We start from the raw sequence: 22,555 nt of genomic DNA on the forward strand, positions 1-22,555 counted from the left end.
ACAGCGGACACGCAGAACCCTCGACGCGGTGTGGGGCGGTGGCGACAGCGGCTCCGAGACGCAGTGAGATACGTCCCGCAGGGGGACTCGATCCCGAGCGAGTCGTGGCGGGCGCGTCACCGAAACATCCTCGTCTTCCTCGTGGCGCACGCGCCGCTTTTGTACTTTCTCGGGAACTTCACCGGGTCGGAGCCGTACGTCACGGGTGCGACGCTCGCCGCCGCGCCCGCCGAGCACGTCTTGCTTGGCGTCGGAGCGGTCGTGGGGTTGGCGCTGTTCGCGTGGCTCCCGTGGCTCCCGCGCCGGATGCGGAGCGGTTTCGCATCAATCGGGTTGCTGACGTGTTCGGCTCTGCTCGTCTACTTCTCGGGCGGCTACATCGAGGCGCACTTCCACTTTTTCGTCATCGTGGCCGTCCTCGCGGTCTATGAGGACTGGCTCCCGTTCGTCGTCGGCATCCTGTACGTCGCCATCCAGCACGGCGTCTTCGGCATGGACCACCCGGAAGCGGTGTACAACCACCCCGACGCCATCGCGAACCCGATGGGCTGGGGGCTCGTCCACGCGGTGTTCATCCTCATGCTCGCGTCGGCGTTAGTCACGAACTGGTTCTCTGTCGAGCGCTCCCGCGAGGAGACCAGACAGAGGATGCAGAGCCTCGAAGACAGCGAGAAGGCGAAAGCCGAAGTCGAGCGCCTGAACGAGCAGTTGATGGTGCAGGCCGACGAACTCGCTGCGGCCATGGACGCCGTCTCGGAGGGGGATTTCACCGCGAACCCGCCCGAAGGGTCGGATATCGAGGCCATCGAAGCCATCAGCGACGCGTTCACGGCGATGAAGCGCGACCTCTCGTCGACTATCGTCGATCTCCGAGCGTTCGCGGCGACCGTCGAGCGGACGACGCGGTCGGTTCACGACGACGCCGAAACGCTCGAACGGACGCAACGACAGCTCGCGGCCGACGTGGGGTCGTTCGCCACGGAGGTGCGCGAGCAGGCTCACGACCTCGAATCCACGACCGACGAGCTGAGCAGTCTGTCGGCGACAATCGAGGAAATCGCCGCGAACGCCGACCAGGTCTCGGGCGAGGCGAGCGACGCTGCGGAGGCCGCCGAGGCGGGCACGGGAACTGCGGCGGCGGCTATCGAGGCAATCGAGAGCGTCGAACGGAGCGTCGAAGAACTCGCGTCGCTGGTCGAGTCGCTCGACGACCGGATGGACGACGTCTCGAAGAGCACCGACCTCATCGAGTCGATCGCCGAGCAGACGAACACGCTCGCGCTCAACGCCAACATCGAGGCCGCCCGCGCCTCGGACGGCAGCGAGGGGTTCGCGGTCGTCGCAGAGGAGGTGAAATCCCTCGCCGACGAGACTCAGGACCACTCGGCGGCCATCGAGCGGACGATAACCGAGACAATCGAAGACGTGGCGCGCGTACAGACGGAGATGAAACAGACGAAGGCGCAGCTCGAAACGGGCCGATCGACGACGACCGACGCCGCAGAAGCGTTCGCGGCGGTCTCGGACATCGTCGAGAGCGTCGATATGTCGGTCGACGAGGTCGCCACGGCGACCGACGACGGCGCGCGGACGACCGAAGAGGTGGTCGACGCAATCATCGGCGTCGCCGACCGCTCGCGGGATATCGCAGAACAGAGCGACGCGCTGGCGAGCCAAGCCGAGTCCAGAGCGGCGACGATTTCGGGGGTTCGGGAACAACTCGACGAACTCAGGGACCAGACCGGCGGCCTGCAAGCACGGCTCGAAACGTTCGACTGCGAGGTTCCGGCCGACGACTGACTCGCCGGCAGTCGCTCGGGGACCGAGTGAGAGCGAAAAAAGCGAGCGAAAAAGTCAGCCGTCAGCCCGCAACGGCGACCGCGACCGCAGACGCCGCGGCGGGAACCGATTTCGCGCGCCGCAACCGCGACCGAACGCGGCGGGGAGCGCAGTTATTCGAGGTCGAAGCGGTCGTGGCTCATGACCTTGTGCCACGTCGCGACGAAGTCCTCGACGAACTCTGCTTCGCCGTCGTCGCCGCCGTACACTTCCGCGATGGCGCGCAGGCGGGAGTTCGAGCCGAAGATGAGGTCGAAGCGGGTGGCCTCCCACTCGACCTCGCCCGTCTCGCGGTCGCGGACTTCGTACAGGTACTGGTCGTCCGAGACCGGCTCCCACTCGTAGTCCATGTCGAGCAGGTTCTCGAAGAAGTCGTTCGTGAGCGTCTCGGGCTCGTCGGTGAGGACGCCGAGGTCGGAGTCCTGGTAGTTCGCGCCCAGCGCGCGCATGCCGCCGACGAGGACGGTCATCTCGTGCGCCGAGAGGTCGAGCAGGTCAGCCTTGTCGACGAGCAGGTCCTCGGGGCGCTCGTCGACGTCGTCCGCGATGTAGTTGCGGAAGCCGTCGGCGTCGGGCTTGAGCATCTCGAAGGACTCGACGTCGGTCTGTTCCTGCGACGCGTCGGTCCGGCCGGGCTCGAACGGCACTTCGACGTCGTAGCCGGCGTCGGCCGCCGCCTCCTCGATGGCCGCAGCGCCGCCCAGCACGATGAGGTCCGCGAGCGAGACGCGGGTGTCGTCGGACCGCGCGCCGTTGAACGACTCCTGAATCTCTTCGAGGGTGCCGAGCACGTCGGCGAGCTGGTCGGGCTCGTTGACTTCCCAGCTACGCTGGGGTTCGAGGCGGATGCGCGCGCCGTTCGCGCCGCCGCGCTTGTCGCTGTCGCGGTAGGTGGACGCCGAGGCCCACGCCGTCTTGACCAACTGGGAGACAGAGAGCCCTGAATCGAGAAGCTCGGCTTTGAGCTCCTCGGCGTCCTCGTCGTCGATGAGGTCGTAGTCGGCGTCCGGGATGGGGTCCTGCCACAGCATCGCTTCGTCCGGGACCTCGGGACCGTAGAGCCGGGACGGCGGGCCCATGTCGCGGTGGAGGAGTTTGTACCACGCCTTGGCGAACGACTCCTGGAACTCCGCGGGGTCCTCTCGGAACTCCTCGAGCACCGCGCGGAAGTCGGGGTCCTTCTTCAGCGCGATGTCGGTGGTGAGCATCATCGGGTCGACGAACTGGTCGGGGAGGTGCGCGTCCGGAGCCGCGTCCGGAATCTTGTCCGCGGGCGACTCGTCGGCCGGCCGCCACTGCCACGCACCGCCGGGGCCCTTGTGGGCCTCCCACTCGTAGTCGAGCAGGTTGGCGACGTAGCCCATGTCCCACTGGGTGGGCGCGCTGGTCCACGGGCCCTCAATGCCGCTGGTGATGGTGTCGGGGCCCTTTCCGGAGCCGTGGTTGTTCTTCCAGCCGAGGCCCTGTTCCTCGACGGGAGCCGCCTCGGGCTCGGCTTCGAGGTTGTCGCCGGAGTCCGCGCCGTGAACCTTCCCGAAGGTGTGGCCGCCGGCGATGAGCGCGACGGTCTCCTTGTCGTTCATCGCCATGCCGCTGAACGTCTGGCGGATGTTCTTCGCGGAGCCTTCGAGGTCGGGTTCGCCGTTGGGACCCTCGGGGTTGACGTAGATGAGACCCATCACGGTGTTCCCGAGCGGCTCCTTGAGGTTGCCGTCCTCATCGAAGCGGTCGGGAGAGGTCGTCTCCCACTCGTCTTCCGGACCCCAACTGGGGGCCTTGTCGCCGACATAGTCGTCGGCGCGGCCGCCCGCGAAGCCGAACGTCTCGAAGCCCATCGATTCGAGGGCTACGTTGCCGGCGAGGACGATGAGGTCGCCCCACGAGAGCTGGTTCCCGTACTTCTTCTTGACGGGCCAGAGGAGTCGGCGCGCCTTGTCGAGGTTCACGTTGTCCGGCCAACTGCTAATCGGCGGGAGACGCTGGTGTCCGCCGGACGCGCCGCCGCGGCCGTCGTGGGCGCGGTACGTCCCGGCGCTGTGCCACGCCATCCGGATAAAGAGGGGACCGTAGTGGCCGTAGTCCGCCGGCCACCAGTCCTGCGAGTCGGTCATCAGCTCTTCGAGGTCGGCTTTCACCTGCTCGTAGTCGAGCTTCTGGAACTCCTCGGCGTAGTCGAACTCCTCGCCCATCGGGTCGGTCTGTTGTGCGTTCTGGTCGAGAATTTCGAGGTCTAACTGGTTTGGCCACCAGTTATGGTCAGAGCCACTCATACACCAACGGTTACCGCTTTTGGGTGATAAAATTGACTGATTTTGAATTAACTCTTGGTTATAGACAAAGCAATCTTTTTACTTTATGAATAATTCTCGGTATGGCTCACTATTAGTAGGTAGTCTATCAGTAAATCACAACTAGAAAGGCGGGTGATAGGTTGTGGCGCTCGGCGCGTCCACCTTCCGCCACCCGGCCGCCGAATCGGAGGTGAAAACGGGTGGGAAGTCGGAAACGGCCGGTTTCGGGTCCTCGAAAGGAGTCCAACCGTACTGAGATACCCGCACCTCACTCGGATAATCAAAAAGACCCACTACGTGAATTTGTGTGGCATTGAACAATACTGCCGCCGTATTCGCGTGCACCATGGACGATGAAGCAACGGCACTCTCGTTTGACACGCAACTTACGGCTATTCAACACGTCGAACGACGTCTACTGCTTCTCGCGCTTCTCAGAGCGGGCCCCGACAACACGTTCGACGCTGACCACACACTTCCAGGAACCGACGCGCGGGAACTGAAACTGGAGATGTACCACGTGCACCTCCCGAAGCTCGAACGGATGGGCCTCATCGAGCCGAGCGGGAACTGGTACGATATCCGCAGAGGTCCGCGCTTCGACGATATCGAACCGCTGTTGCGCGTCATCGACGACCACCGAAAAAAAAACTGCCGGACGACGTACTGTAGGCGTCGTCGAGCGAACCGACGTGCGAACGAACGGCAGCGTCGTGAGCGGATTAATCCGAGTCGCGGCCGAGCAATCCCTGGGACAGCAACCGACGCGAGATGACGATGAGGCCGTTCTGGAACCCACTGCCGAAAATCGCGTGTTCTTCGCCGGTGGCGGGGACGATGGTGCTGACGAGAATCGACGAGCGGTCGACGAGTAAGAGCCGGCCGATAGCGAGGTTCTCGGCGGTTTTCTCGCCGCGGAGCCACTCAAGGCCGGAGACGAACGTCGTCGCGCTCGGGACGGCCGCCCGCACCTGCTGTCGCAGGGATTCGGTCGCCGCCCCGATGAGCACGTCCACAGCCTCGGCTCGGGCGTTCAGGTCATCGACGAACCGGTCGGTCAGAAGCGAGTCGTCACCGAGAACGAGCACGATTTCGTCGTCCGCGTCGTCGATGAGCTTGTGCGTTCGGTTCGCGATGGCCTCGGCCCCGGACATCGCCCAGACTTCCTGAACCGAGCCCTGTTTGTCCGAGTCGATTCTGTCGGTCCGCTCCAGCGCGTTCGTGAGCCGGTCGATTCGGTTTTGATACTGCGCACGGAGCGTCTCGGTCGCCTCCGCGAGCGGAACGGCCCGAAACCGCTGCGGACTCGAGTGCTGGACTTCGACGAGCCCCTGCGCCTCCAGCACGCGAACCGCGTCGTACACGCGAGTCCGCGGTACGTCGGTAATCTCGCTGAGTTGCTTCGCCGTGCCCGTCGAGACGCGATCGTGAGCGTGCTCGTCAACGGCAGAGACGCGGCTCCGTCGGAGCCCCGCTCGGAGACGGCGATTTGGGGAGCCGGCGAGACGAACAGCCTCGTCGCGGTGCTCCGGGCGATATTCACGTGGCGGCTCGAAAACGACGACCTCGACGACTGAGACGGGGGCCGGCCGACTCTTTGGGCGGTTCGAAACACGGAGACGGAAGCGTTCGAAGTCGGAACCTCGTTACTGCGGCTCGGTACAATCGACCGACGACTGTCGAGAAAATCGCTCGCGCGTGACCCCGAGCGCGGCGCGAGCGGCGCGGAATGCCATCGGGGTGGTCCGGCAGCTTACTGCCGTGGTGGACGCGGCGGCGCGACCGCGGTCGTCGCCACCGCGCCCATCGCCACGACAGGGTCGACGATGGGTATCGGAGCGTCGGCCCGCGCGTCGGGAATCGCGCCCGACGAGGAGATGCCGGTACAGCTCGGCGCGACGACGTCGCAGCCGGCGTCGACGAGGCGGTCGACCGCCGCGCGAATCGCCGCCCGCCCGTCGTCGGTCGTGAGGTGGGTCGTCGTCGCCGCGCCCTCGACGACTGCCTCGGCCGCGAGTCGGTCGCCGAGTAGGTGTCGGATGCTCGACCCGGCCCCGTTTTCGAGGCCGAGCGTCCCGACGCGCTCGCCGCGGGCGGACGCGACGGCCGCCACGCTCGCGCCCGCGCCGACGACTGGGATGTCGAGCGTTTCACCGAGCGCCTCCACGCCGGGGTCGAGCGCGCAACTGATACAGAGCGCATCGACTTCGGCCGCCATCTCGCGGCCGAGCGCCTCGATGTACGGGAGCGCGTCGACCTCGGCGGCCGCGTTCGGAATCCCCTCGGGGTGATCGGGAATACACCGCGACAGCGTCGAGACGTGCGGGTACTGCTGCTCGACGAGTCGCCCGTGGCGGGCGATCTCCTCCGGGTCGTCCAGCGTGAGCACGCGGAGGACGCCGAGTTCGGCCATCAGTCGGCACCCCCGCCGTTCCGGTCGGCGTCCGGGTCCGGCGCATCCGACTCCGCGTCCAACGCGTCCGCGTCCGCCGGCTCGTCGATGCCGCGGGCCTCGAAGAACCCCTGCTGGCGGAGCGCGTCGAGCAGTTCGCCCTCGCGGCGGTTCATGAAGCCGTTCGGCCCCCAGTAGCGTTCGAGCGTCTCCTGCCACTCGCGGCGGTCGTCGCCGTAGACGCTGTCGCCGTACATCTCGTTCATCGCGTCGTAGCAGGCGTCGAGTTGGTCGTCGGTGGCGTCGCGGTAGCCGCCCTCGTGGAGCACCGTGTCGAGCGGGACCCGCGGAGCGTTCTCGGTCGCCTCGCCGTGACGCGGGACGCCGAGACAGAGCCCGAAAATCGGCAGGACGCCCGACGGAAGGTCGGCCGTCGCGGCGACTTCGGTGAGGTTGTTCAGGATGTTGCCGATGGGACAGACGCCGTAGCCGCGGCTCTCGGCGGCCAGCATCACGCCCATCGCGGCCAGCGAGGCGTCTATCGACCCCTCCAACAGCCCCATTGCGGGCGTCGTCCGGAACTCGCGGTCGCGGTGTTCCAACAACAGTCGAATCCGGCGGAGGTCGATGCAGACGAGAAGGAAGTGGCTCGCCTCCTCGACCTGCACGGTGCCGCGGCTACACAGTTCGTGAATCCGCTCGCGACGGTCGGAGTCGCGTATCCAGACGAAACAGTACATCTGGGTCGTCCCGCTCGTCGGGGCCTTACGCCCGGCGTCGACCATCGCGCGGACCTCGTCGTCGGGTATCTCGGCGTCGGCGTCGAACTGGCGGACCGTGGCGCGGCGCGCCAACCACGGCGCGAGGTCCGGAACCTCGTCGGCCGCCGCGGCGAGGGCGGGTCGGTCCGCGTGGTCTGTGTGGCCTGCGCGCTCCGTGCGGTCCGTGCCCTCGCGGTCACCGACCGAGGGCGTCCGGTCCAGGTCGCTCACACGCGCACCTCGCCGTCGGCGACGACGACGTCGCCGTCGAGCGAAACCGTCGGTTCGAGGATGACGCCGTCGAGATGCGAGTCGCAGTCGATGGTCCCGCCGAAGCCGAGGTTGTCCCCGAAGGCGACGTGGCAGGTGCCGTACACCTTCTCGTCTTCGAGGACGGTCCCGATGATGCTCGCCGCGGGGTTCGTCCCGAGGCCGAGTTCGCACACCCGTCGGGCGCAGTCGTCGCCGCTCGTCGCATCGAGGAACTCGTCGGCGGCCGCGCCCTCGACGGACGCGATACGCCCCGCGTCGAGTTCGACCGTCAGCGGGTCGTCGAGGACGCCGACGCCCGCGAGGCCGCCGTCGAAGACGAGCGTGCCGGTGGCCGTCCCCTCGACCGGCGCGACGTAGCTCTCGCCGGACGGGAGGTTGCCGGAGTCGCCGGGGTCGGCAATGATGCCGTCGCTCGGAATCCCGTCGCGACCCGAAAGCGACATCGTCGCCGACGCGCCGCCGGCCTCGATGCGGGCCTCGTCGGCCGCGGTGAGCTTCTCCGTGAGCGCCGCCGTCAGGCGTTCGACCTCCTCGTAGTCGGCCGTAATCGCGCCCGCGCTGAACATCTGGTCCGTGATGCCGGGCATCGTGGCGACGCGAGCGCCGGCCTCGGTCGCGGCCTCTCTCGCCCGCGTGTGGGTCAGCGACGCGCTGGTCGGACAGACGACGACGTCGGCCGACTCCATCGCTCGGGCGACCGACGCCGGCGGCTCCATCCCGTTTCGCTCCATCGGCGGAATCTCGAACAGGCCGGACTCCAAGCCGAGGTCGACCCCCGCCTCGAACAGCGCCCGGCCGATGTGGTTCGTGTCGGTGTCGGTCACGACGAGGAGCGTCTCACCGGGGGCGGCGTTCATGTTCTCGGTGAGGAGTCGCGTCGCCACCTCGCGATGGTCGGCCATTCAGAGCACCTCCTCGGCGGTCTTCGCCAGCACCGACCGCCCGAGCAGGACGCCCGTGCCCGTAATCTCGCGGACGGTCGCTTTCATCTCGGGCGTGTAGCCCATGCAGTCCATCACGATGAGGTCGGCGTCGGTGCCGATTTCGGCGGCGGCGGCGGACACCTCGTCTTCGTCGGCGTACGGCGACCCGGCGGCGGTGACGAGGTCGTAGTCGGCCCACTTCTCGAACGTCATGGCCTCCTGTTCCTCCTTGGGCATGATGACGCCGAGGGTCCCCCCGTCGAGGATGGTCGAGACCCACGCCGAAAGCAGGTCGCTCGGCTCGAAGACGGGCACGCTGACGTCGAACCGCGGGAAGTGACCCGTACAGAGGACGCCGATGGCCGTCACCTCGGATTCGAGGTCGCGGATGCGCTCTCCGAGGAGTTCGACGACCGACTCGCGGTCGACGGTGACGGCCGTGCCGTCGGCCAGCCGCGAGACGTACACCGGCTGTCCATCGCGCGGGCCGACCGCGGCCTCGACCTCGGCCGCCGAGTCGAACCGGTCGAGCGCGCCGACCTCAACGATGTCCACCTCGGGCGGGAGCGCCGCCGCGATGTCAGGCGTCACGTCGGTCCGGGGGGCCTGCCCGATGGTCACGAGTCCGAGCGTCGACATCTCAGACGCCCTCGCCCAACGTCTGGAGGCGACCCATCGAACCGTACAGCGACGTGAGTCGGTCGTACTCGGCCTCGTCGTAGAACGACGCGCGGCCGCGGGTGAAGTCCTTGGCCGTCTCGACGACGAACCCGGTCGCGTCGAGCAGGTCGGTGAGGTAGTTCGCGCCGGTCCCGCAGCCGGGGACGGGCGAGACGCTCGTCGTCGCCACGCCCACGACGGGCGCGTCGGTCGCCGTCGCCGGCTGGAGGATGCTGTTGATGTGGTGCACGTCGTTGCCGTAGGGGGTGATGTCCTGCATCGTGAGCGTGAGCGTGCTCGGCGGGCGGCCGGTCGCCCGCTCTTGGATGTCGAGGAGGCTGTCGCTCACCTTCAGCACCCAGCCCTCCTTGACCGTGGGCGTGATGGCGAAGCCGCGCTCGCAGTGGACGCGGTTGCCCTTCGTGGCGTCGACGGAGACGACGGCGTCCATCTCCTCGTCCACCTCGTGTTCGTTCATAGTACGCGTATCGACCGGACTTCCCATGAAGGGCACCGGGTCGTGCGGGGAGGTCGGCGCGTCGGGACAGACGTGCGTGGCGATGCGAACGTCGCCGGCGAGCACGTCGCCGCGCTCGCGCATCTCACCGAGGTGGAGCGCGACCGCGAGGGCGACGATTGCCCCGTCGGCGTCGGAGACCGGGCCGAGTTCGGCCGGCCGCGCGGCGACCCCGCCGAGGCGACCGACGACGCCGAGCGTCGGCGCGTCCGGGTCGCGACCGGGGACGACCGTCTTGACGAAGTCGGTCGACCCCTCGTCGGTCGAGATGGTCGTCACCTCGGTGTCGAGGCCGTACGTTTCGAGCGCGTCGCGTACCAGTTCGCCGTCCGCGTCGGGACGGCTGAGGATGTCGTAGGCTTGCTGAATCTTGTCGAACATGAGTGTCGTTAGTTGAATACGTGTGATTTGACCGCTTTTCCGACCGCCTGTTCCACCGGGTCGAAGAGCGCCGGGTCGGCCATCCCCGCGCCCAGAGAGAGGTTCGCCGCGGGCGCGACGACGACCGCAACCGACCGCCCCTCCGCGAGTTCCGCCGTCGAGACGGGCATCCCCGTCTCGGCGTCGAGCGTCGTGATGAGGTCCGGGAACGTCGCGAGGCGCTCGCCGTCGAGTTCGAGCGTCATGTACTCGTTCCAGAAGGTGAGTTCGCGCCCCTCGATTTCGACCTCGCCCACGTCGAAGCCGCCGGTCGTTTCGAGCGCGAACGACTCGACGGGACCGACGAGCGACACCTCGCCGCCGAGCACGTCGGCGACGCGTTCCGCGGCGTCGCGGCCGTCGTCCGCGAACCTGACCGCGCGACCGACCGCCTCGGCCTGGTCGTAGGTGTCGAGCGCCGCGTTCGCCTCGGCGTAGCTCGCCGAGACCGGGTTGCGGGCGACGGCGACGAGGCCGCCGGCGTCTTCGGCCGCGTGTCGCACGAGCGACGCCGCCGTGCCGAGTTCCGCCTCGACGACCGTCTCCAATCGGCTGGCGGTGCCCGGCACGCCGCCGACCGCCGCCTGCACCGACTCGGCGTCCTGCGACAGCCCGATAGAACCCATCGGCCCGGTCGGGTGCGCCCGCCCGTTGCAGGCGGCATCGACGAGCGGGAGGCCCGTCACGGCCGACTGGAGCAGGCCGTTGACGGTGGCGAACCCGCCCATCTCGTTCGTCATCAGCGCGCCGACGGTCGTCCCGTCGGCCGCGAGTCTGTCCACCAACAGTTCGACCGCGCGCACGTAGTCCGCGGGGTCGACGTGGCTCTCCGTTGCGGCGGGCGCGCCCACGCCGCTGACGGTCAACACCACGTCCGTCGGGTCGAGGTCCGCGACCGAGACGATGGTCGGCCGACCGTACTCGACGGCGAGTTCACCGAACTCGATACCTTTCGAAAGCGAGCCGCCGCCCCCGCCGCCGAGGACCGCGCCGCCGACCGCGATATCTTCGACCCAGTCGGTCGTTATCGCCCGCCCGCCGTCGGTCGGCGCGGGACGTGTGTCGTCCGGTTTCGGGCTCTGTGCGTCGTCTGTCGGCGCGGGCTGCGCGCCGTCCGGATGCGTGTCGTCTGTCGTCATTGGGGTGCCTCGGGGGAGTCTGCGTCGTCGGCCGTCACGCTGAGGAAGGCGTTCGGCCGCTGTCTGTCGGCGTCGCGAAGCGTCGCGGTCCCCCGCGCCCGGAGTCGCTTCATGCCCGCCGCGAGCAGGTGGTACGTCTGGTCGCGGCCCATCGATTCGAACAGCCCGTCGGATTTGGCCACCGCCGTGGCGCAGACCTCGTCGTCGCGGCACGGCCGGTCACAGGCCGAACACGCCGGCTGGGCGGCCTTGAACGCCGCCGGGTCCGACGCGCACGACCGGAGCAGTTCGTCGGTCCACGGGTGGTTCCGTCGCGCCCGCCGGAGGGCGGCGAGACGGTCTGTGCGTTCCCCGGTCATTCCCACTCCGCGCCCTCCTCGAATCGGTCGTCGTGGAGGAAACACCGCGCGACCTGGTCCGGACCGCGCTCGTACAGTTCGGGCTCCTCGACCGCGCAGGCGTCGAACTCGTGGGCGCAGCGCGACCGGAACGCACAGCCGCTCGGCTTCTCCCGCGGGTCCGGTACCTCGCCGTCGAGCGTGATTCGGTCGGGCTTCGCCAGTTCGTCCTCCTCGCTGATGGTCGAGATGGCGGAGAGGAGCGCCCGGCTGTACGGGTGTTGCGGCGACCCGAACACCGAGTCCACGTCGCCGACCTCCACGAGCCGTCCGAGGTACATGACGCCGATTCGGTCGGCGACGTTCTTCAGGAGCGATAGGTCGTGGGTGATAAACAGGTAGGTGATGCCGAACTCCTCCTGTATCTCCTCGAGGATGTTGATGATGCGGGCCTGCACGCTCACGTCGAGCGCGCTCGTCGGCTCGTCGAGGACGACGAACTTCGGGTTGAGCGCCACGGCGCGGGCGATGCCGACGCGCTGTTTCTGCCCGCCCGAGAGCTGGCCGGGGTAGCGGTACATGAACTCCCGGGGGAGGTCCACCATGTCCAAGAGTTCCTCGACCCGTTCGAGCCGGGCCTCGGAGTCGCCGTAGTCGTGAATCTTCAGGGGTGCCTCGATAATCGACTTGACGCGGTGGCGAGGGTTGAGGCTCGACGACGGGTCTTGGTGGACGATTTGCATGTTCCGACGGAACCGCTTGAGCTCGCCGTCGGAGAGATCGACGACGTTCTGGCCGTCGATTTCGACCCGCCCGCTCGTCGGCTCCGTCAGGCGGAGCATCGACCGGCCGGTGGTCGTCTTGCCGGACCCCGACTCGCCGACGAGGCCGAACGTCTCGCCCTCCGCGATGGAGAAGCTCACGCCGTCGACGGCGCGGACCTCCCCCGCCTTCTTCTGGAGGATGCCCTCGAAAAGCGGGAAGTGTTTCTTGAGGTTCTCGACCGTGACCATCGGGTCGTCGAGGTCGCGGTCGCGCTGTACCCCTGCGGTCGGGTCGGTCGTGTACGCTGAGTCGTTCATTGGTCCGTCCCTCCGTCGGCGGAGATATCGCCGGGCGCGTCGCCGCTCGGGGCGTCGCCGCCGGCGGCCAGCCACGGCGCGGTGCCGATATCGACCGGGTCGGCGGCGAGCGATTCGTGGCGCTCGCGGGCCGGGCGGCCGCCGAACAGGTGGCACGCGGTGGCGTGGTCGGAGCCGGTCTGCCGCGGGTACGGGTACGCCTCGTGGCAGGCCGGTTCCGCGTGGGGACAGCGGTCAGCGAACCGACAGCCGGCCGGCGGGTCCGTGTAGTCGGGCAGGTGCCCTTCGATGCCGTCACCGATGCCGGTCGAGAGCGTCGGGATGCTCTCCAGCAGCCCGCGGGTGTAGGGGTGCTGGGGGTTCGCAAACAGGTCGGCGGTCGGCGCTTGCTCGACGATTTCGCCCGCGTACATCACGTTGATGCGGTCGCTGACCTCGCGGGCGACGCCGAGGTCGTGGGTGATGTAGAGGACGCTCGTGTCGCGCTCTTCGACGAGTTCGTCGAGGAGGTCGAGCACCTTCGCCTCGGTCGTCACGTCGAGGGCGGTGCCCGGTTCGTCGGCGATGAGCAGGTCCGGCTCCGACAGGAGCGCGATGGCGATGAGGACGCGCTGGCGCATCCCGCCGGAGAGTTCGACCGGGTAGCTCTCGAAGACGCGCTCGGGGGCCGAGATTTCGACCTCGCCGAGCATCTCGATGGCCCGCTTCCTGTGGTCGGCCTTCGAACCGGTGGACAGCGCGTCGCGGACGAGCTTCGACAGCGACAGGCGCGGCCGCCCCTGCCACTTCAGCACGTCCATCATCTGCTCGCCGACCGTCAGGACGGGGTTGAGACTCGTCATCGGGTCCTGCATTATCATGCTCATCTCCTTGCCGCGCCGCGAGTGGCGCTCGGCGTCGGAGAGCGAGAGCACGTCCTCGCCCTTGTAGCGAATCTCGCCCTCGGGGATGGTCGCCGCGGGGAGCAGGCCCATGATGGACTTCACGGTAACGCTCTTGCCGCAGCCCGTCTCGCCGACGAGCGCCGCGGTCTCGCCGCGGTCGATGGTGAAATCGATACCGTTTATCACTTCGGCCGTCCCGTCGTGGGTCTCGAAGTGGACGTGGAGGTTCTTCACCTCCAAGATGGGGTCCGCCATCTCAGTCCACCTCCACGTCGAGCACGTCGCGCAGGCCGTCGCCGATGAAGTTGAACCCGAGGACGGCGAAGGAAATCGCCAACCCGGGGAACACGGCAATCCACCAGAAGCTCGTGACGTAGTTGCGGCCCTGTGCAATCATCGCGCCCCACGTCGGCGTCGGCGGCTGCGCGCCGAGGCCGAGGAACGACAGGCCCGCGCCGACGAGGATGACGAAGCCCATGTCCAGGGTCGCCTTGACCGTGATGGGGCTGACGACGTTCGGGAGAATCTCCTTGAACGTCGTTCGCACCCACCCCGACCCGAGCGCCCGGCTCGACTCGATGAACTCGTCTTCCTTTATCGAGAGCACCTCGCCCTGCACGAGGCGGGCGTACCACGACCACCACGAGAAGGCGATGGCGACCATGACGTTGAACAGCGACGCGCCGGTCGCGGCGACCACCGCCATGGCGAGGAGCGTGGGCGGGATGGCGAGGAAGATGTCCGTCACCCGCATGATGACGGTGTTCGTCGTGCCGCCGAGGTAGCCCGCGATGAGGCCGAGCGTCACGCCGATGGAGATGGCGATAGAGAGGACGATACCGCTCATCAGGAGCGACAGGCGCGCCCCGAACAGGACGCGGCTGAAGATGTCGCGGCCGGTCGTGTCGGTGCCCATCAGGTGCGTCGCGCTCGGCGGCTCGCTCGCCTGGTCGAAGTAGACGCCCGCGCCGGCGTGTTCGGGGAACGGCGCGATGTACGGCGCGAGGAGCGCCGCGACGACGAGCGTCAGAATCATCGCCAGTCCGACGAGCGAGAGCTTGTTGCCCGCGAAGGTCCGAAAGCCGCGTTTGAGCTGTCGAAGCCGCTCTTTTCGGGCGGCGCTCTCGGTGTCGAGAAACGGGATGGAGGTCTTCGTGGACACGGCTATCCCTCCTCCAGCCGCACCCGCGGGTCGAGGTAGCCGTACAGCAGGTCGACCACGAAGTTGGCGGTCACGAAGCCGATACCGACCACGATGGTGACGCCGACGATGGCGTTGAAGTCCTGATAGAGGATGGCCTGCACGCCGTAGCGCGCCATCCCCGGCCACGCGAAGACGATTTCCACGAGGAACGCGTTCCCGAGGAGGAAACCGAACGCGAGGCCGACCACCGTGAGTGAACTCGTAAAGGCGTTTTGCAGCATGTACTTGTATTCGATGAGGGTGTTCGGAAGGCCGTAGGCCCGCGCGGCGAGGACGTAGTCCTTGCGCTGCTCGTCAATCATGTCCGAGCGGATGAGCCGCATCACCTGCGCCAGCGTGGCGAGGCCGAGCGCGACGGTCGGCAACACGAGGTGCGTGGCCGCGTCGAGGAACGTCCCGAACTGGCCGGCGATGAGGCTGTCGACCAGATACAGGCGCGTGACCGCCGGCGGGGGAGCCACGCCGTCGCTGAGCCGCCCCGAGAGGGGCAACAGCCCGAGGCTGACGACGAAGACGATTTGGAGGACGATAGCGACCCAGAACCGCGGCATCGACACGCCGAACAGGGCGGTGATGCGCGAGAGGTGGTCCTGCCAGCGGTCCTTGTTGGTGCCGGCGACGACGCCGAACGGAATCGCCAGCAGGACGGCACAAAACAGCGTGACGACGGTGAGTTCGAGCGTCGCGGGCAGGCGAGCGACGATGTCGGAAAAGACGTTGTTGTTCGTCCGCAGCGACATCCCCCAGTCGCCCTGCACGACGCCGACGAGCCAGTCGACGTACTGCATCGGCAGGGGCTGGTCAAGCCCCATCTCGGCCCGCAGCGCCGCGACTTGCTGTTGCGTTGCTTCCGGTCCGAGCGCCAACCGAACGGGGTCGCCCGGAATCACGCGGGATATCAGGAAGATGAGCACTGATAGCCCGAAGATGACGGGGACCGAGTGGATAGCGCGCCGAACGAGGTAATCTACGTATGACATTGGTGAGTTAGGTCGACGCCCCGAATCGGGGCGTCGGAAACCGCCTGGAGACGGTTACTCCGCGCGACCCTCGCCGCTGCGAGTCATCGAGTGAACGTCCCAGTCGAACGACATCACGCCGCGGTACTGCCAGCCCTCGACGTTCTCGTTGATGCCGATGCGGTACGGCGGGTTGGCGATGTAGACGCTGGGCATGCCCTCGACGATGAGCGCCTGCGCCTCCTCGTATTTCTCCAGCCGCGACTGGAGGTCGGTAGACTTGCGCGCTTCTTCGAGGGTGGCCGCGATTTCGTCGGTGGAGTACCACGACTGGGAGATGTACGACCCGAACGAGGAGGGGTGGTACATCAGGTAGGTGTGGCTGTCCGGCGACGGCATCTTCGCCGTGTGGAAGATGTTCGTCATGTGGGCGGTCGACTCGGCGCTCGTCGCGCGGTCGGTGAGGCGGGCCCACTGAAGCGGGTTGATTTCGAGGTCGATACCGAGTTCGTTCAGCCCGGCCTGGTTGAGAAGCCCCATCTGGCGCTGGAGTTCGGTCCCGGCGACGACGACGTGTTCGAGGCCGATTTCGTTGATTTCGTCGACGGAGTAGTCCGCCTTGTCGAGGAACTCCTTGGCCTTGTCGAGGTCCTGTTCCATCGGGGCGAGGTCGTCGTTGTGGCCCGCCATCTCGCGGGGAACCGGCCCGGCCGCGATACCGCCGCCGCCGATGATGTCGTTGACGGCGCTGTCGTAGTCGAAGGCGTAGGCGATGGCCTTCCGGACGTTGATGTCGTCGGTGGGTGCCTTCCGGCAGTTCAGCGGGAAGTGGAACAGCTGCAACTGCGGCACCTCGGGGACGCGGACGTTGTCGTACGAGTCCATCTCGGCGTACGCCTGCGTGCCCATGTACTGGTCGGTCATGTCGCCTTCGCCCTGCTGCATCGTCGTCTTGATGGTGGACTCCTCGGTGATGACCGTCGAGCGGAACGTGTCGAAGCTGTCCTCGCTCCAGCCCTTCCAGTAGTCCTCGTAGGCCGACGCCTCGATGGAGTTGCCCTGCTCCCAGTTGTCGAGGACGTACGCGCCCGACCCGGCGGAGTTGCTCTGGAGGTAGGTGTTCCCGTAGTCGCCGTCGGTTTCGTTCTCCTGGACGACGGCGCTGTTGACGATGTAGAACTGGACGAACGTCGCCAGCGCCGGCCCGTACGCCTGATTGAACTCGAAGGCGACGGTCTGTTCGTCGCGGACGGTGATGTTCGAGGGGTCGAGGTAGTCGAGCCAGAACGACGAGTAGCCGCGCTGGAGTTCCAGCATCCGGGTGAGCGAGTACGCCACGTCGTCGGCGGTCAGCGGCGTGCCGTCGGAGAACGTCACGTCGTCGCGAATCGTGAACACCCAGGTCTGCCCCTCGTCTTCGGTGTCCCAACTCTCCGCGATGTGGGCGGTCGGCTGGAGCGTCTCGGCGTCGACCGTGATGAGTTCGTCGTAGAGGTTCTGCGCCGCGAGCCCCTGCGTGTAGTCGACCTGCTCTGCGGGGTCGAGCGTCCCGAACACCTGCCCGGCGATGAAGTGGAAGTCGTTGCCGCCGCTCCCACCGCTTCCGCCGTCGCTCGTCTGTTCGGTCGCGGTCGAGTCGCTCCCGGAACTCCCGTCGGTCGTCTCGGTCTGCTGTGCCCCCTGACAGCCAGCGAGGGCGACGCTCGTCGCTCCCGCGCCGATGAGCTTCAGCAGTTTTCTGCGTTCTATGTTGCCGGTTGGCATGGAGGGTTGTGGATAGCCCATTCGTATAAACCTTTCCTAGTGATTAAATATATCGTCGATAAATAAAGTTGATTCATCTAATTATATATTCGTAATAATTGTGGAGAGTGCCGAGAACACAGATACATAGACGTATGGGCATATCAGTCAGAGATAGGTACTAATTTAGTCTATTCCCTCCCAATAGAGCACATAGACACACAGCTAGTTATTATATTAGTGGACAGAAGTCGGCGTGCCAATCGCGAGAACGTCGCGGCGAGCGCGGTCGAGACCGGGGCGGAATCAGCGACCCCGCGGGCAGTTACTGCGGGAGAAACAGGTCGGGTTCGGGGTGTCGGAACGAACAGCGGCGACTGTTTCCGAGGTCGCTCACCGTCGTTTGAATCTCGGATTCGGTCCGGAGCGTTTCGACGAACGAAGAGTCAGTATTAGCGTCGTAAAACACGGGATAGAGGACCGCTTCCATCGTCTCCTCGGATTTCACGATGACGACGAAGATGCGAACGTTCGTGTCGCGGGCGCGGTAGACTTCGAACTGGTCGAACGACGTATCAGCCCCTGAAACGGTCGATTCGAGCGCTTCGAGTTCGGAATCCGGAACGAGGAGCCGAAATCCGGAATCGGCGGCCGCCGCCGCGTCCGTCGTGGAAACATCCCCTGGGTGAAGGACGAGCACCTCCCAGCCGGACTCTTCGAGTTCCGCCGAGAGCTCGTCGATTTCAGTGAGGATGTCGGCCCAATCCGCGAGAGCCTTGTTCGTTCGATTGATTTTTCCGCGAACCATGTCGTCACCCTCGGTGAACGCGGAGTAAAAGTGTTTGGGGGCCGAAACGCGCGTTCTCTCGACGGCCTGCGATTTCGGTCGCCCGCCGCCCCGGACTTAGTAAACGATTCGTTCAAACCTAGTATCCGATTTGGAGATTTCGAAGAAACATTCATATATATGAAGCTAAGCGATATAACCGTGAAACTAGCAATGCCCGATTCGCAGGAGTGGATGGAGGACCCGCGCGTTGTCGAGCTTCTCGAAGACCGGATGGACAAAAAGGACGTTCTCATCTTCCGCGAGCTAAACAAAGACGGGCGAATCTCGGACACGGAACTGGCCGACCGCGTCGGGCTCTCGCGGACGGCCGCGCGGCGGCGGCGCAAGATGCTCCAAGAAGACGGCATTCTCGAAATCTTCGCGCTGTTGGTCTTTCGGGCGGCCAACTATCCCTACGCGGAAGTCCACATCTCCTACGATAACCACGCCACGAACGACGAAATCACGGCGTTCATCGAACGACTCCTCGACGAGGGGCTGGTGTACGAGGTCGCCGAATGTATCGGTGAGTACGACCTGCTGATTCGCGTCTGGCAGTCTTCTTTGAGCAGCATCAACAGCTACGTCCGCGAACTCCTCCAAGACAGCGACGTTGCCGACAGCTACACCGTCGTCCCCATCACCGACTCGTACAAGATGTTCCACCGGACGTTCTACCGGCCGGGCGAAGAGGCACCCGACGCGTCGTGACCGAGTCGCGGGCCACCGCGTTCGAGAATCGGGTGTAATCCGAACGGAGTTCGGCCGGAGTTCGGTCGGTGTTGTCCCGAAGTTCGGAAAAGCGCTATGTCACCGTTAGCTCATGCAATAGACGGGGAACAGAACTCCCCGCCCTGTGACGGAACGGACCCCGTCGCCGGCGCGCCGCGTCCGCCGAGCACTTCCCCCTCGGTCGCTCGGCCGGTCGTCGGCCGCCGCGTTCCCCGTCTCCCCTACCGGCCCGGACCTCCGCACCGCCTCGGACCCGGTTGCCCTGCCACACCGGGCCGGAATCCCACCAATATTCTTTTGCGCCGCCGCCAGTCAAGCGCCTCGCAACTCAGTCGGCGGGCTCGACGTACCACGACGTACTGCGGGCGTACCCCCACCGCGAGATGTGGAGCGTCTCCGCCTCGCGCTGGAGCAACTCGACGAGCGACCCGATTTCCTTCGAAGACAGTCCGACCTCGTCGGTGATGTGTCTGCTCTTGAAGTAGAACGCGCCCTCCGAGGCGCGCGTCGAGAGGTACTGTTCGAGTCGGTCCCGCTTGGAGGGTGCACTATCAGAACTCATAGTTCGGGGTGCGGGCCGTGGGATAAAATTCGGTTTCCGAACTTACGGCCAATTCGGGACCAGATGAGGCACAACTCTCACCGACGTTGCGCTGCGAGAGCGCCTGCGACGGGAGACGGGTTCAGGCGTCTTCGTCTCCGAGTTCGGTCTGCTCCGCGATGTCGTCCAGGAGGTCGAGATTGTCGTCCATCGCCGGCGTCAGAAAGAACAGCTTACCGTACTCCTCGCCGCTGGTGGTGAGAACCCCGTTTTCCGTGAGCATCTCCAGGTGGTGCTGGACGGTCTTGTAGTTCAGGTCGAGTTCGTTCGAGAGCTGGTTCGTGTTCATCGGACGCTCGTGCAGCGCGCGGATGATTCTGAGGCGGTTTTTCCCGCCGCGAGTCCCGCCGACGAGCCACCACAGCAGCTGCCTCATCTGGGTTCCCGTCTTGCTCCGCCGGTGTTCGTGACGTGCATCTGTCGTCGTCTGCCGGAGCGCCTGCGTTCTCGTGGCGTGGTTCGTCATGTCCGTGCGACCGGCGCGGTCGTCCCGCGGCCGACCATCGAGGGCGTGTTCGTCCCGCAGTTCGTCGAGTGCGTCATCTATCGAAGCTACTCGCGGAGCGGCGGATAACGATTCGCCAAACTCGACGCAGAGTTGCCCCCGAGAGAGGCACAAATTAGACCCAAATTCGAGGGTGACAGCGAGCGACACCGACCCCGGCCGAACGGGGGACGCCGACAGAGACCGCGTCACGGGAAGGGACAGGCACGGGGCGAGACGGTTCGCAAAGCGGAGCCGGACGCGGCGGCGGGCGACGCGAATCGCCGCTCCGCAGACCGCCCGAACCAATACGTTTTAGGCCTGCCTAAACAATGTGTCGAGCAAGCGACGAACGGACCGCGGGGCGGCGACGGCCCGCGAACCAACGCACTGAGACATCATGGTCGGCACGACACTCACCCAGATTCGGACCCACATCGAATCGCTCGCGAGCGACGACGGGACGTACGAGCTCGTCTGCGGACGGACCGGAGAGCGACCCGTTCCGGTCGACGGCCTCCGGTTCGAGGACCGCGAGACCGCCGAGGCCGCCGCACGCGCGGCGAGGAAGTATCGCTCCGCGCTCCGGCGGTACGACCCGAACGTCCCGTACTACGACCTCATCGTCTCGGAGCGCGACAGCCACCCCGGCTTCGGCGGCGCGACCGCGACCGCGGAGGGCTGGGCGACCGCCGGGGCGACGCCCGGGCTCCCCGAGCCACCCTGCGACCTCGAAACCGACGCGGGCGGCCGAACGGAGTGTGCGGCCGATGGAGACCGCTCCGAACGGGTCGAGTTCTGTCACCGCGTCGCGGCGGCGGTGTTCGAGGCGCTCGTGGACGCCGACCACCGGGCGGTCGAGACCGCGGTGATGGACGCGTACTTCGACCTCGCGGAGACGATGTCCAGCGCGGACGACCTCTGTCTGCGCCTGTTGGAGAGCATGGCGACCGCGCTCCACGTCCACCTCGCGTCGGCCGAACAGGCGGACGTGCTGGAGCGCGCCGCCTCGAACCTCGCGTCGCGGCCCGACGCGACGAAGACGCTGACGGCGACGCTAGCGGAGATGGAACGGCTCGACCTCGTCGAATCGTACACCTGTTCTGCGTGGCGGTCCGGCCCGGACGCGACGACGAGGGCCGCGGAACTGACCCTCGAAGGCTACGCGCTCTCGGCGCGCGAGGGGCGGCTCCCGGTGCTCCCGGTCGTCCTCGAACTCTACCGCCGGACGTCGTCGTGGAGGCCCGTCTCCCTGCACGTCACGTCAGCCGAGGGCGGCTGGCACGCGACGCTGTCGGTGTCCTCCGCGTCGAGCGCGGTCGGGCTGGCGAGCGTCCCCATCCACGAGCACGCCGCCGACTGACTCGTTTTTCTCTCCTCACCTCTCCTCTCGTCTCACGCCGCCGCGACGGGGAGCCGGGGGCCGGTCAGTGCGCCTCAGGCCCGGACGCCGCGGAGGAACCCGGTCGCGACGCCGCCGCAGCCGAGCGAGACGAGGAGTTCGAACGTCCGCACGACGAGCACCGCCGCGGCCGCCGCCGCGGCCGGCGCGCCCGTCGTGAGGCTGAGCGCGCCCGCGAGGAGCACGTCGTAGGCGCCGAGACTCCCGGGAACGGGGACGACGCTCGCCGCCTGCGGGAGCGGGATGACGGCGACGATGGGGATGAGCGCCACCGTCGTGCCGGTGCCGGCGAGCGCGACCCAGAGCGCGAGCGACGTGAGCAGTTGCTCGAAGACGCCGCTGAGCGCGATGACGCCGAGGAGTTCCGGCGCGTCTCGGAACTGGACGACGCGCTCCCAGAAGCGTTCGACCGCGCCGGCGACGGCGTCGCGGCCGAGCGGGGTTCGGCGGGTGACGCCAGTGACGACGCGAACGACCGGGGTCAGAGCCGCGACGACGACCAGCGACAGCACGCCCCGCGCCCAGACGAGCGCCGCGCCGACGACCACCAGCGCGGCGACCGCGCCGGCAAGCGTCACGAGGACGAACCGGGACGCCGGCGCGTCGAGAAAGAGGACGCCGACGAGCGCGACCGATAGGAGGAGCTGTGCGGCGGATTTGACGTACTTGGCGACGCCGCGGACGCCGAGAGCCTCGCTGTAACTCGTCTCGGTCGCGACGCCGAAGAACTGCGCCATGATAGGCTCCGAACTCACCGGCCCGGCGGGGCTGAGCACGTCGAAGAAGTCGCCGGCGAACGCGAACCGGACGCTCGCCCGCGCCGAGAGCCCGCCTCGGAAGGGCCGCACCGACGCCCAGACGCCGAGGCCGTCGACGGTCGCCTCGGCGAGCATCAGAACGCAGACGGCGGCGACGGCCCACGGGGCGACGGCCGCGACGCGCGAGCCAACTTCCTCCGGGCCGACGTACCAGAGGTACGCCGCAAGCGCTCCGGTGCCGAGTCCCGCGCCGACGACGAACCGAACCCCGCGTCTCACACCCGAAGCAAGCGAGGCCCGCTACAAAACCGCCGCGGCTCGCGG

Annotated in this window: 21 protein-coding genes and 2 pseudogenes; 5 read left to right on the top strand and 18 right to left on the bottom strand. The window is 66.9% G+C overall.

Annotated features, from left to right (window positions below; all coding sequences use genetic code 11):
- Nucleotides 1-63: 63 nt before the first annotated feature.
- A complete protein-coding gene (locus tag ACSR87_RS07135) occupies nt 64-1,800 on the top strand; it encodes a methyl-accepting chemotaxis protein (RefSeq protein ID WP_498531046.1) in 1,737 nt (578 codons plus the stop codon).
- A 152-nt stretch (nt 1,801-1,952) separates the two neighbouring features.
- On the opposite strand, the gene katG is transcribed toward ACSR87_RS07135, so the two are convergent.
- On the bottom strand, nt 1,953-4,109 hold the full coding sequence (katG, locus tag ACSR87_RS07140; RefSeq protein ID WP_498529996.1) for a catalase/peroxidase HPI: 2,157 nt from the start codon (nt 4,107-4,109) through the stop codon (nt 1,953-1,955).
- Nucleotides 4,110-4,476: 367 nt separating this feature from the next.
- On the opposite strand from katG, the gene ACSR87_RS07145 reads away from it, so the two are divergent.
- The gene (locus tag ACSR87_RS07145) at nt 4,477-4,905 is read left to right on the top strand and encodes a hypothetical protein (protein ID WP_498529997.1); all 429 of its coding nucleotides are present in this window, start codon (nt 4,477-4,479) and stop codon (nt 4,903-4,905) included.
- Here the strand turns inward: ACSR87_RS07145 and ACSR87_RS07150 are convergent.
- Nucleotides 4,853-5,554, bottom strand: a pseudogene (locus tag ACSR87_RS07150) (TrmB family transcriptional regulator); the annotation flags it as partial. The gene ACSR87_RS07145 and the pseudogene ACSR87_RS07150 sit on opposite strands and share 53 nt — an antisense overlap.
- Between ACSR87_RS07150 and ACSR87_RS07155 the strand changes: the two are divergent.
- A pseudogene (locus tag ACSR87_RS07155) lies at nt 5,555-5,707 on the top strand (TrmB family transcriptional regulator); the annotation flags it as partial. It lies immediately after the preceding pseudogene.
- Between the two features lie 176 nt (nt 5,708-5,883).
- On the opposite strand, the gene ACSR87_RS07160 reads toward ACSR87_RS07155, so the two are convergent.
- The 13 genes from ACSR87_RS07160 to ACSR87_RS07220 all read right to left on the bottom strand — a co-directional run bounded on the left by ACSR87_RS07160 (nt 5,884) and on the right by ACSR87_RS07220 (nt 18,233).
- Entirely contained in the window at nt 5,884-6,543 is a 660-nt protein-coding gene (locus tag ACSR87_RS07160; protein ID WP_498529998.1) for an aspartate/glutamate racemase family protein, read from the bottom strand.
- Nucleotides 6,543-7,514, bottom strand: a complete 972-nt coding sequence (locus ACSR87_RS07165; protein ID WP_498529999.1) for a nitroreductase family protein — start codon at nt 7,512-7,514, stop codon at nt 6,543-6,545. The genes ACSR87_RS07160 and ACSR87_RS07165 overlap by 1 nt, the downstream gene beginning before the upstream one ends.
- On the bottom strand, nt 7,511-8,458 hold the full coding sequence (locus ACSR87_RS07170; RefSeq protein WP_498530000.1) for an aminopeptidase: 948 nt from the start codon (nt 8,456-8,458) through the stop codon (nt 7,511-7,513). The genes ACSR87_RS07165 and ACSR87_RS07170 overlap by 4 nt, the downstream gene beginning before the upstream one ends.
- Complete coding sequence (locus tag ACSR87_RS07175) at nt 8,459-9,118, bottom strand: AroM family protein (protein WP_498530001.1); 660 nt, start codon at nt 9,116-9,118, stop codon at nt 8,459-8,461.
- A 1-nt stretch (nt 9,119) separates the two neighbouring features.
- Nucleotides 9,120-10,037 (bottom strand): DUF1177 domain-containing protein, encoded by a 918-nt coding sequence (locus ACSR87_RS07180; protein ID WP_004063088.1) that lies wholly within the window; start codon nt 10,035-10,037, stop codon nt 9,120-9,122.
- An 8-nt stretch (nt 10,038-10,045) separates the two neighbouring features.
- Nucleotides 10,046-11,215 (bottom strand): S-methyl thiohydantoin desulfurase family protein, encoded by a 1,170-nt coding sequence (locus ACSR87_RS07185; protein ID WP_498530002.1) that lies wholly within the window; start codon nt 11,213-11,215, stop codon nt 10,046-10,048.
- Nucleotides 11,212-11,574, bottom strand: a complete 363-nt coding sequence (locus ACSR87_RS07190) for a hypothetical protein (RefSeq protein WP_498530003.1) — start codon at nt 11,572-11,574, stop codon at nt 11,212-11,214. Before ACSR87_RS07190 ends, ACSR87_RS07185 begins: the two co-directional genes overlap by 4 nt.
- Nucleotides 11,571-12,635, bottom strand: coding sequence for an ABC transporter ATP-binding protein (locus ACSR87_RS07195; protein ID WP_498530004.1), 1,065 nt, complete (start codon nt 12,633-12,635; stop codon nt 11,571-11,573). Before ACSR87_RS07195 ends, ACSR87_RS07190 begins: the two co-directional genes overlap by 4 nt.
- On the bottom strand, nt 12,632-13,774 hold the full coding sequence (locus ACSR87_RS07200; RefSeq protein ID WP_498530005.1) for an ABC transporter ATP-binding protein: 1,143 nt from the start codon (nt 13,772-13,774) through the stop codon (nt 12,632-12,634). The genes ACSR87_RS07195 and ACSR87_RS07200 overlap by 4 nt, the downstream gene beginning before the upstream one ends.
- Nucleotide 13,775: 1 nt before the next feature.
- Nucleotides 13,776-14,681 (bottom strand): ABC transporter permease, encoded by a 906-nt coding sequence (locus tag ACSR87_RS07205; RefSeq protein WP_498530006.1) that lies wholly within the window; start codon nt 14,679-14,681, stop codon nt 13,776-13,778.
- Between the two features lie 2 nt (nt 14,682-14,683).
- The gene (locus tag ACSR87_RS07210) at nt 14,684-15,703 is read right to left on the bottom strand and encodes an ABC transporter permease (RefSeq protein ID WP_498530007.1); all 1,020 of its coding nucleotides are present in this window, start codon (nt 15,701-15,703) and stop codon (nt 14,684-14,686) included.
- Between the two features lie 54 nt (nt 15,704-15,757).
- Complete coding sequence (locus ACSR87_RS07215; protein ID WP_498530008.1) at nt 15,758-17,446, bottom strand: ABC transporter substrate-binding protein; 1,689 nt, start codon at nt 17,444-17,446, stop codon at nt 15,758-15,760.
- A 304-nt stretch (nt 17,447-17,750) separates the two neighbouring features.
- Nucleotides 17,751-18,233, bottom strand: a complete 483-nt coding sequence (locus ACSR87_RS07220) for a DUF7529 family protein (protein ID WP_498530009.1) — start codon at nt 18,231-18,233, stop codon at nt 17,751-17,753.
- A gap of 192 nt (nt 18,234-18,425) precedes the next feature.
- Between ACSR87_RS07220 and ACSR87_RS07225 the strand changes: the two genes are divergently transcribed.
- A complete protein-coding gene (locus tag ACSR87_RS07225) occupies nt 18,426-18,965 on the top strand; it encodes an Lrp/AsnC family transcriptional regulator (protein ID WP_008577827.1) in 540 nt (179 codons plus the stop codon).
- Nucleotides 18,966-19,314: 349 nt separating this feature from the next.
- Here the strand turns inward: ACSR87_RS07225 and ACSR87_RS07230 are convergent, their stop codons facing one another.
- Together ACSR87_RS07230 and ACSR87_RS07235 are read right to left on the bottom strand one after the other, a co-directional pair.
- Nucleotides 19,315-19,548 carry a DUF7123 family protein gene (locus ACSR87_RS07230; protein WP_148416256.1) on the bottom strand — a complete coding sequence of 78 codons (234 nt, stop codon included), beginning with the start codon at nt 19,546-19,548 and terminating at the stop codon, nt 19,315-19,317.
- 121 nt (nt 19,549-19,669) lie between these two features.
- Nucleotides 19,670-19,963 (bottom strand): ArsR/SmtB family transcription factor, encoded by a 294-nt coding sequence (locus ACSR87_RS07235; protein WP_498531047.1) that lies wholly within the window; start codon nt 19,961-19,963, stop codon nt 19,670-19,672.
- Between the two features lie 508 nt (nt 19,964-20,471).
- Between ACSR87_RS07235 and ACSR87_RS07240 the strand changes: the two genes are divergently transcribed.
- Nucleotides 20,472-21,434, top strand: a complete 963-nt coding sequence (locus ACSR87_RS07240) for a DUF7551 domain-containing protein (protein WP_498530010.1) — start codon at nt 20,472-20,474, stop codon at nt 21,432-21,434.
- Nucleotides 21,435-21,508: 74 nt separating this feature from the next.
- Here the strand turns inward: ACSR87_RS07240 and ACSR87_RS07245 are convergent, their stop codons facing one another.
- Complete coding sequence (locus tag ACSR87_RS07245) at nt 21,509-22,510, bottom strand: lysylphosphatidylglycerol synthase domain-containing protein (RefSeq protein WP_498530011.1); 1,002 nt, start codon at nt 22,508-22,510, stop codon at nt 21,509-21,511.
- Nucleotides 22,511-22,555 lie beyond the last annotated feature (45 nt).

Source organism: Haloferax sp. SDI50, assembly GCF_059802635.1.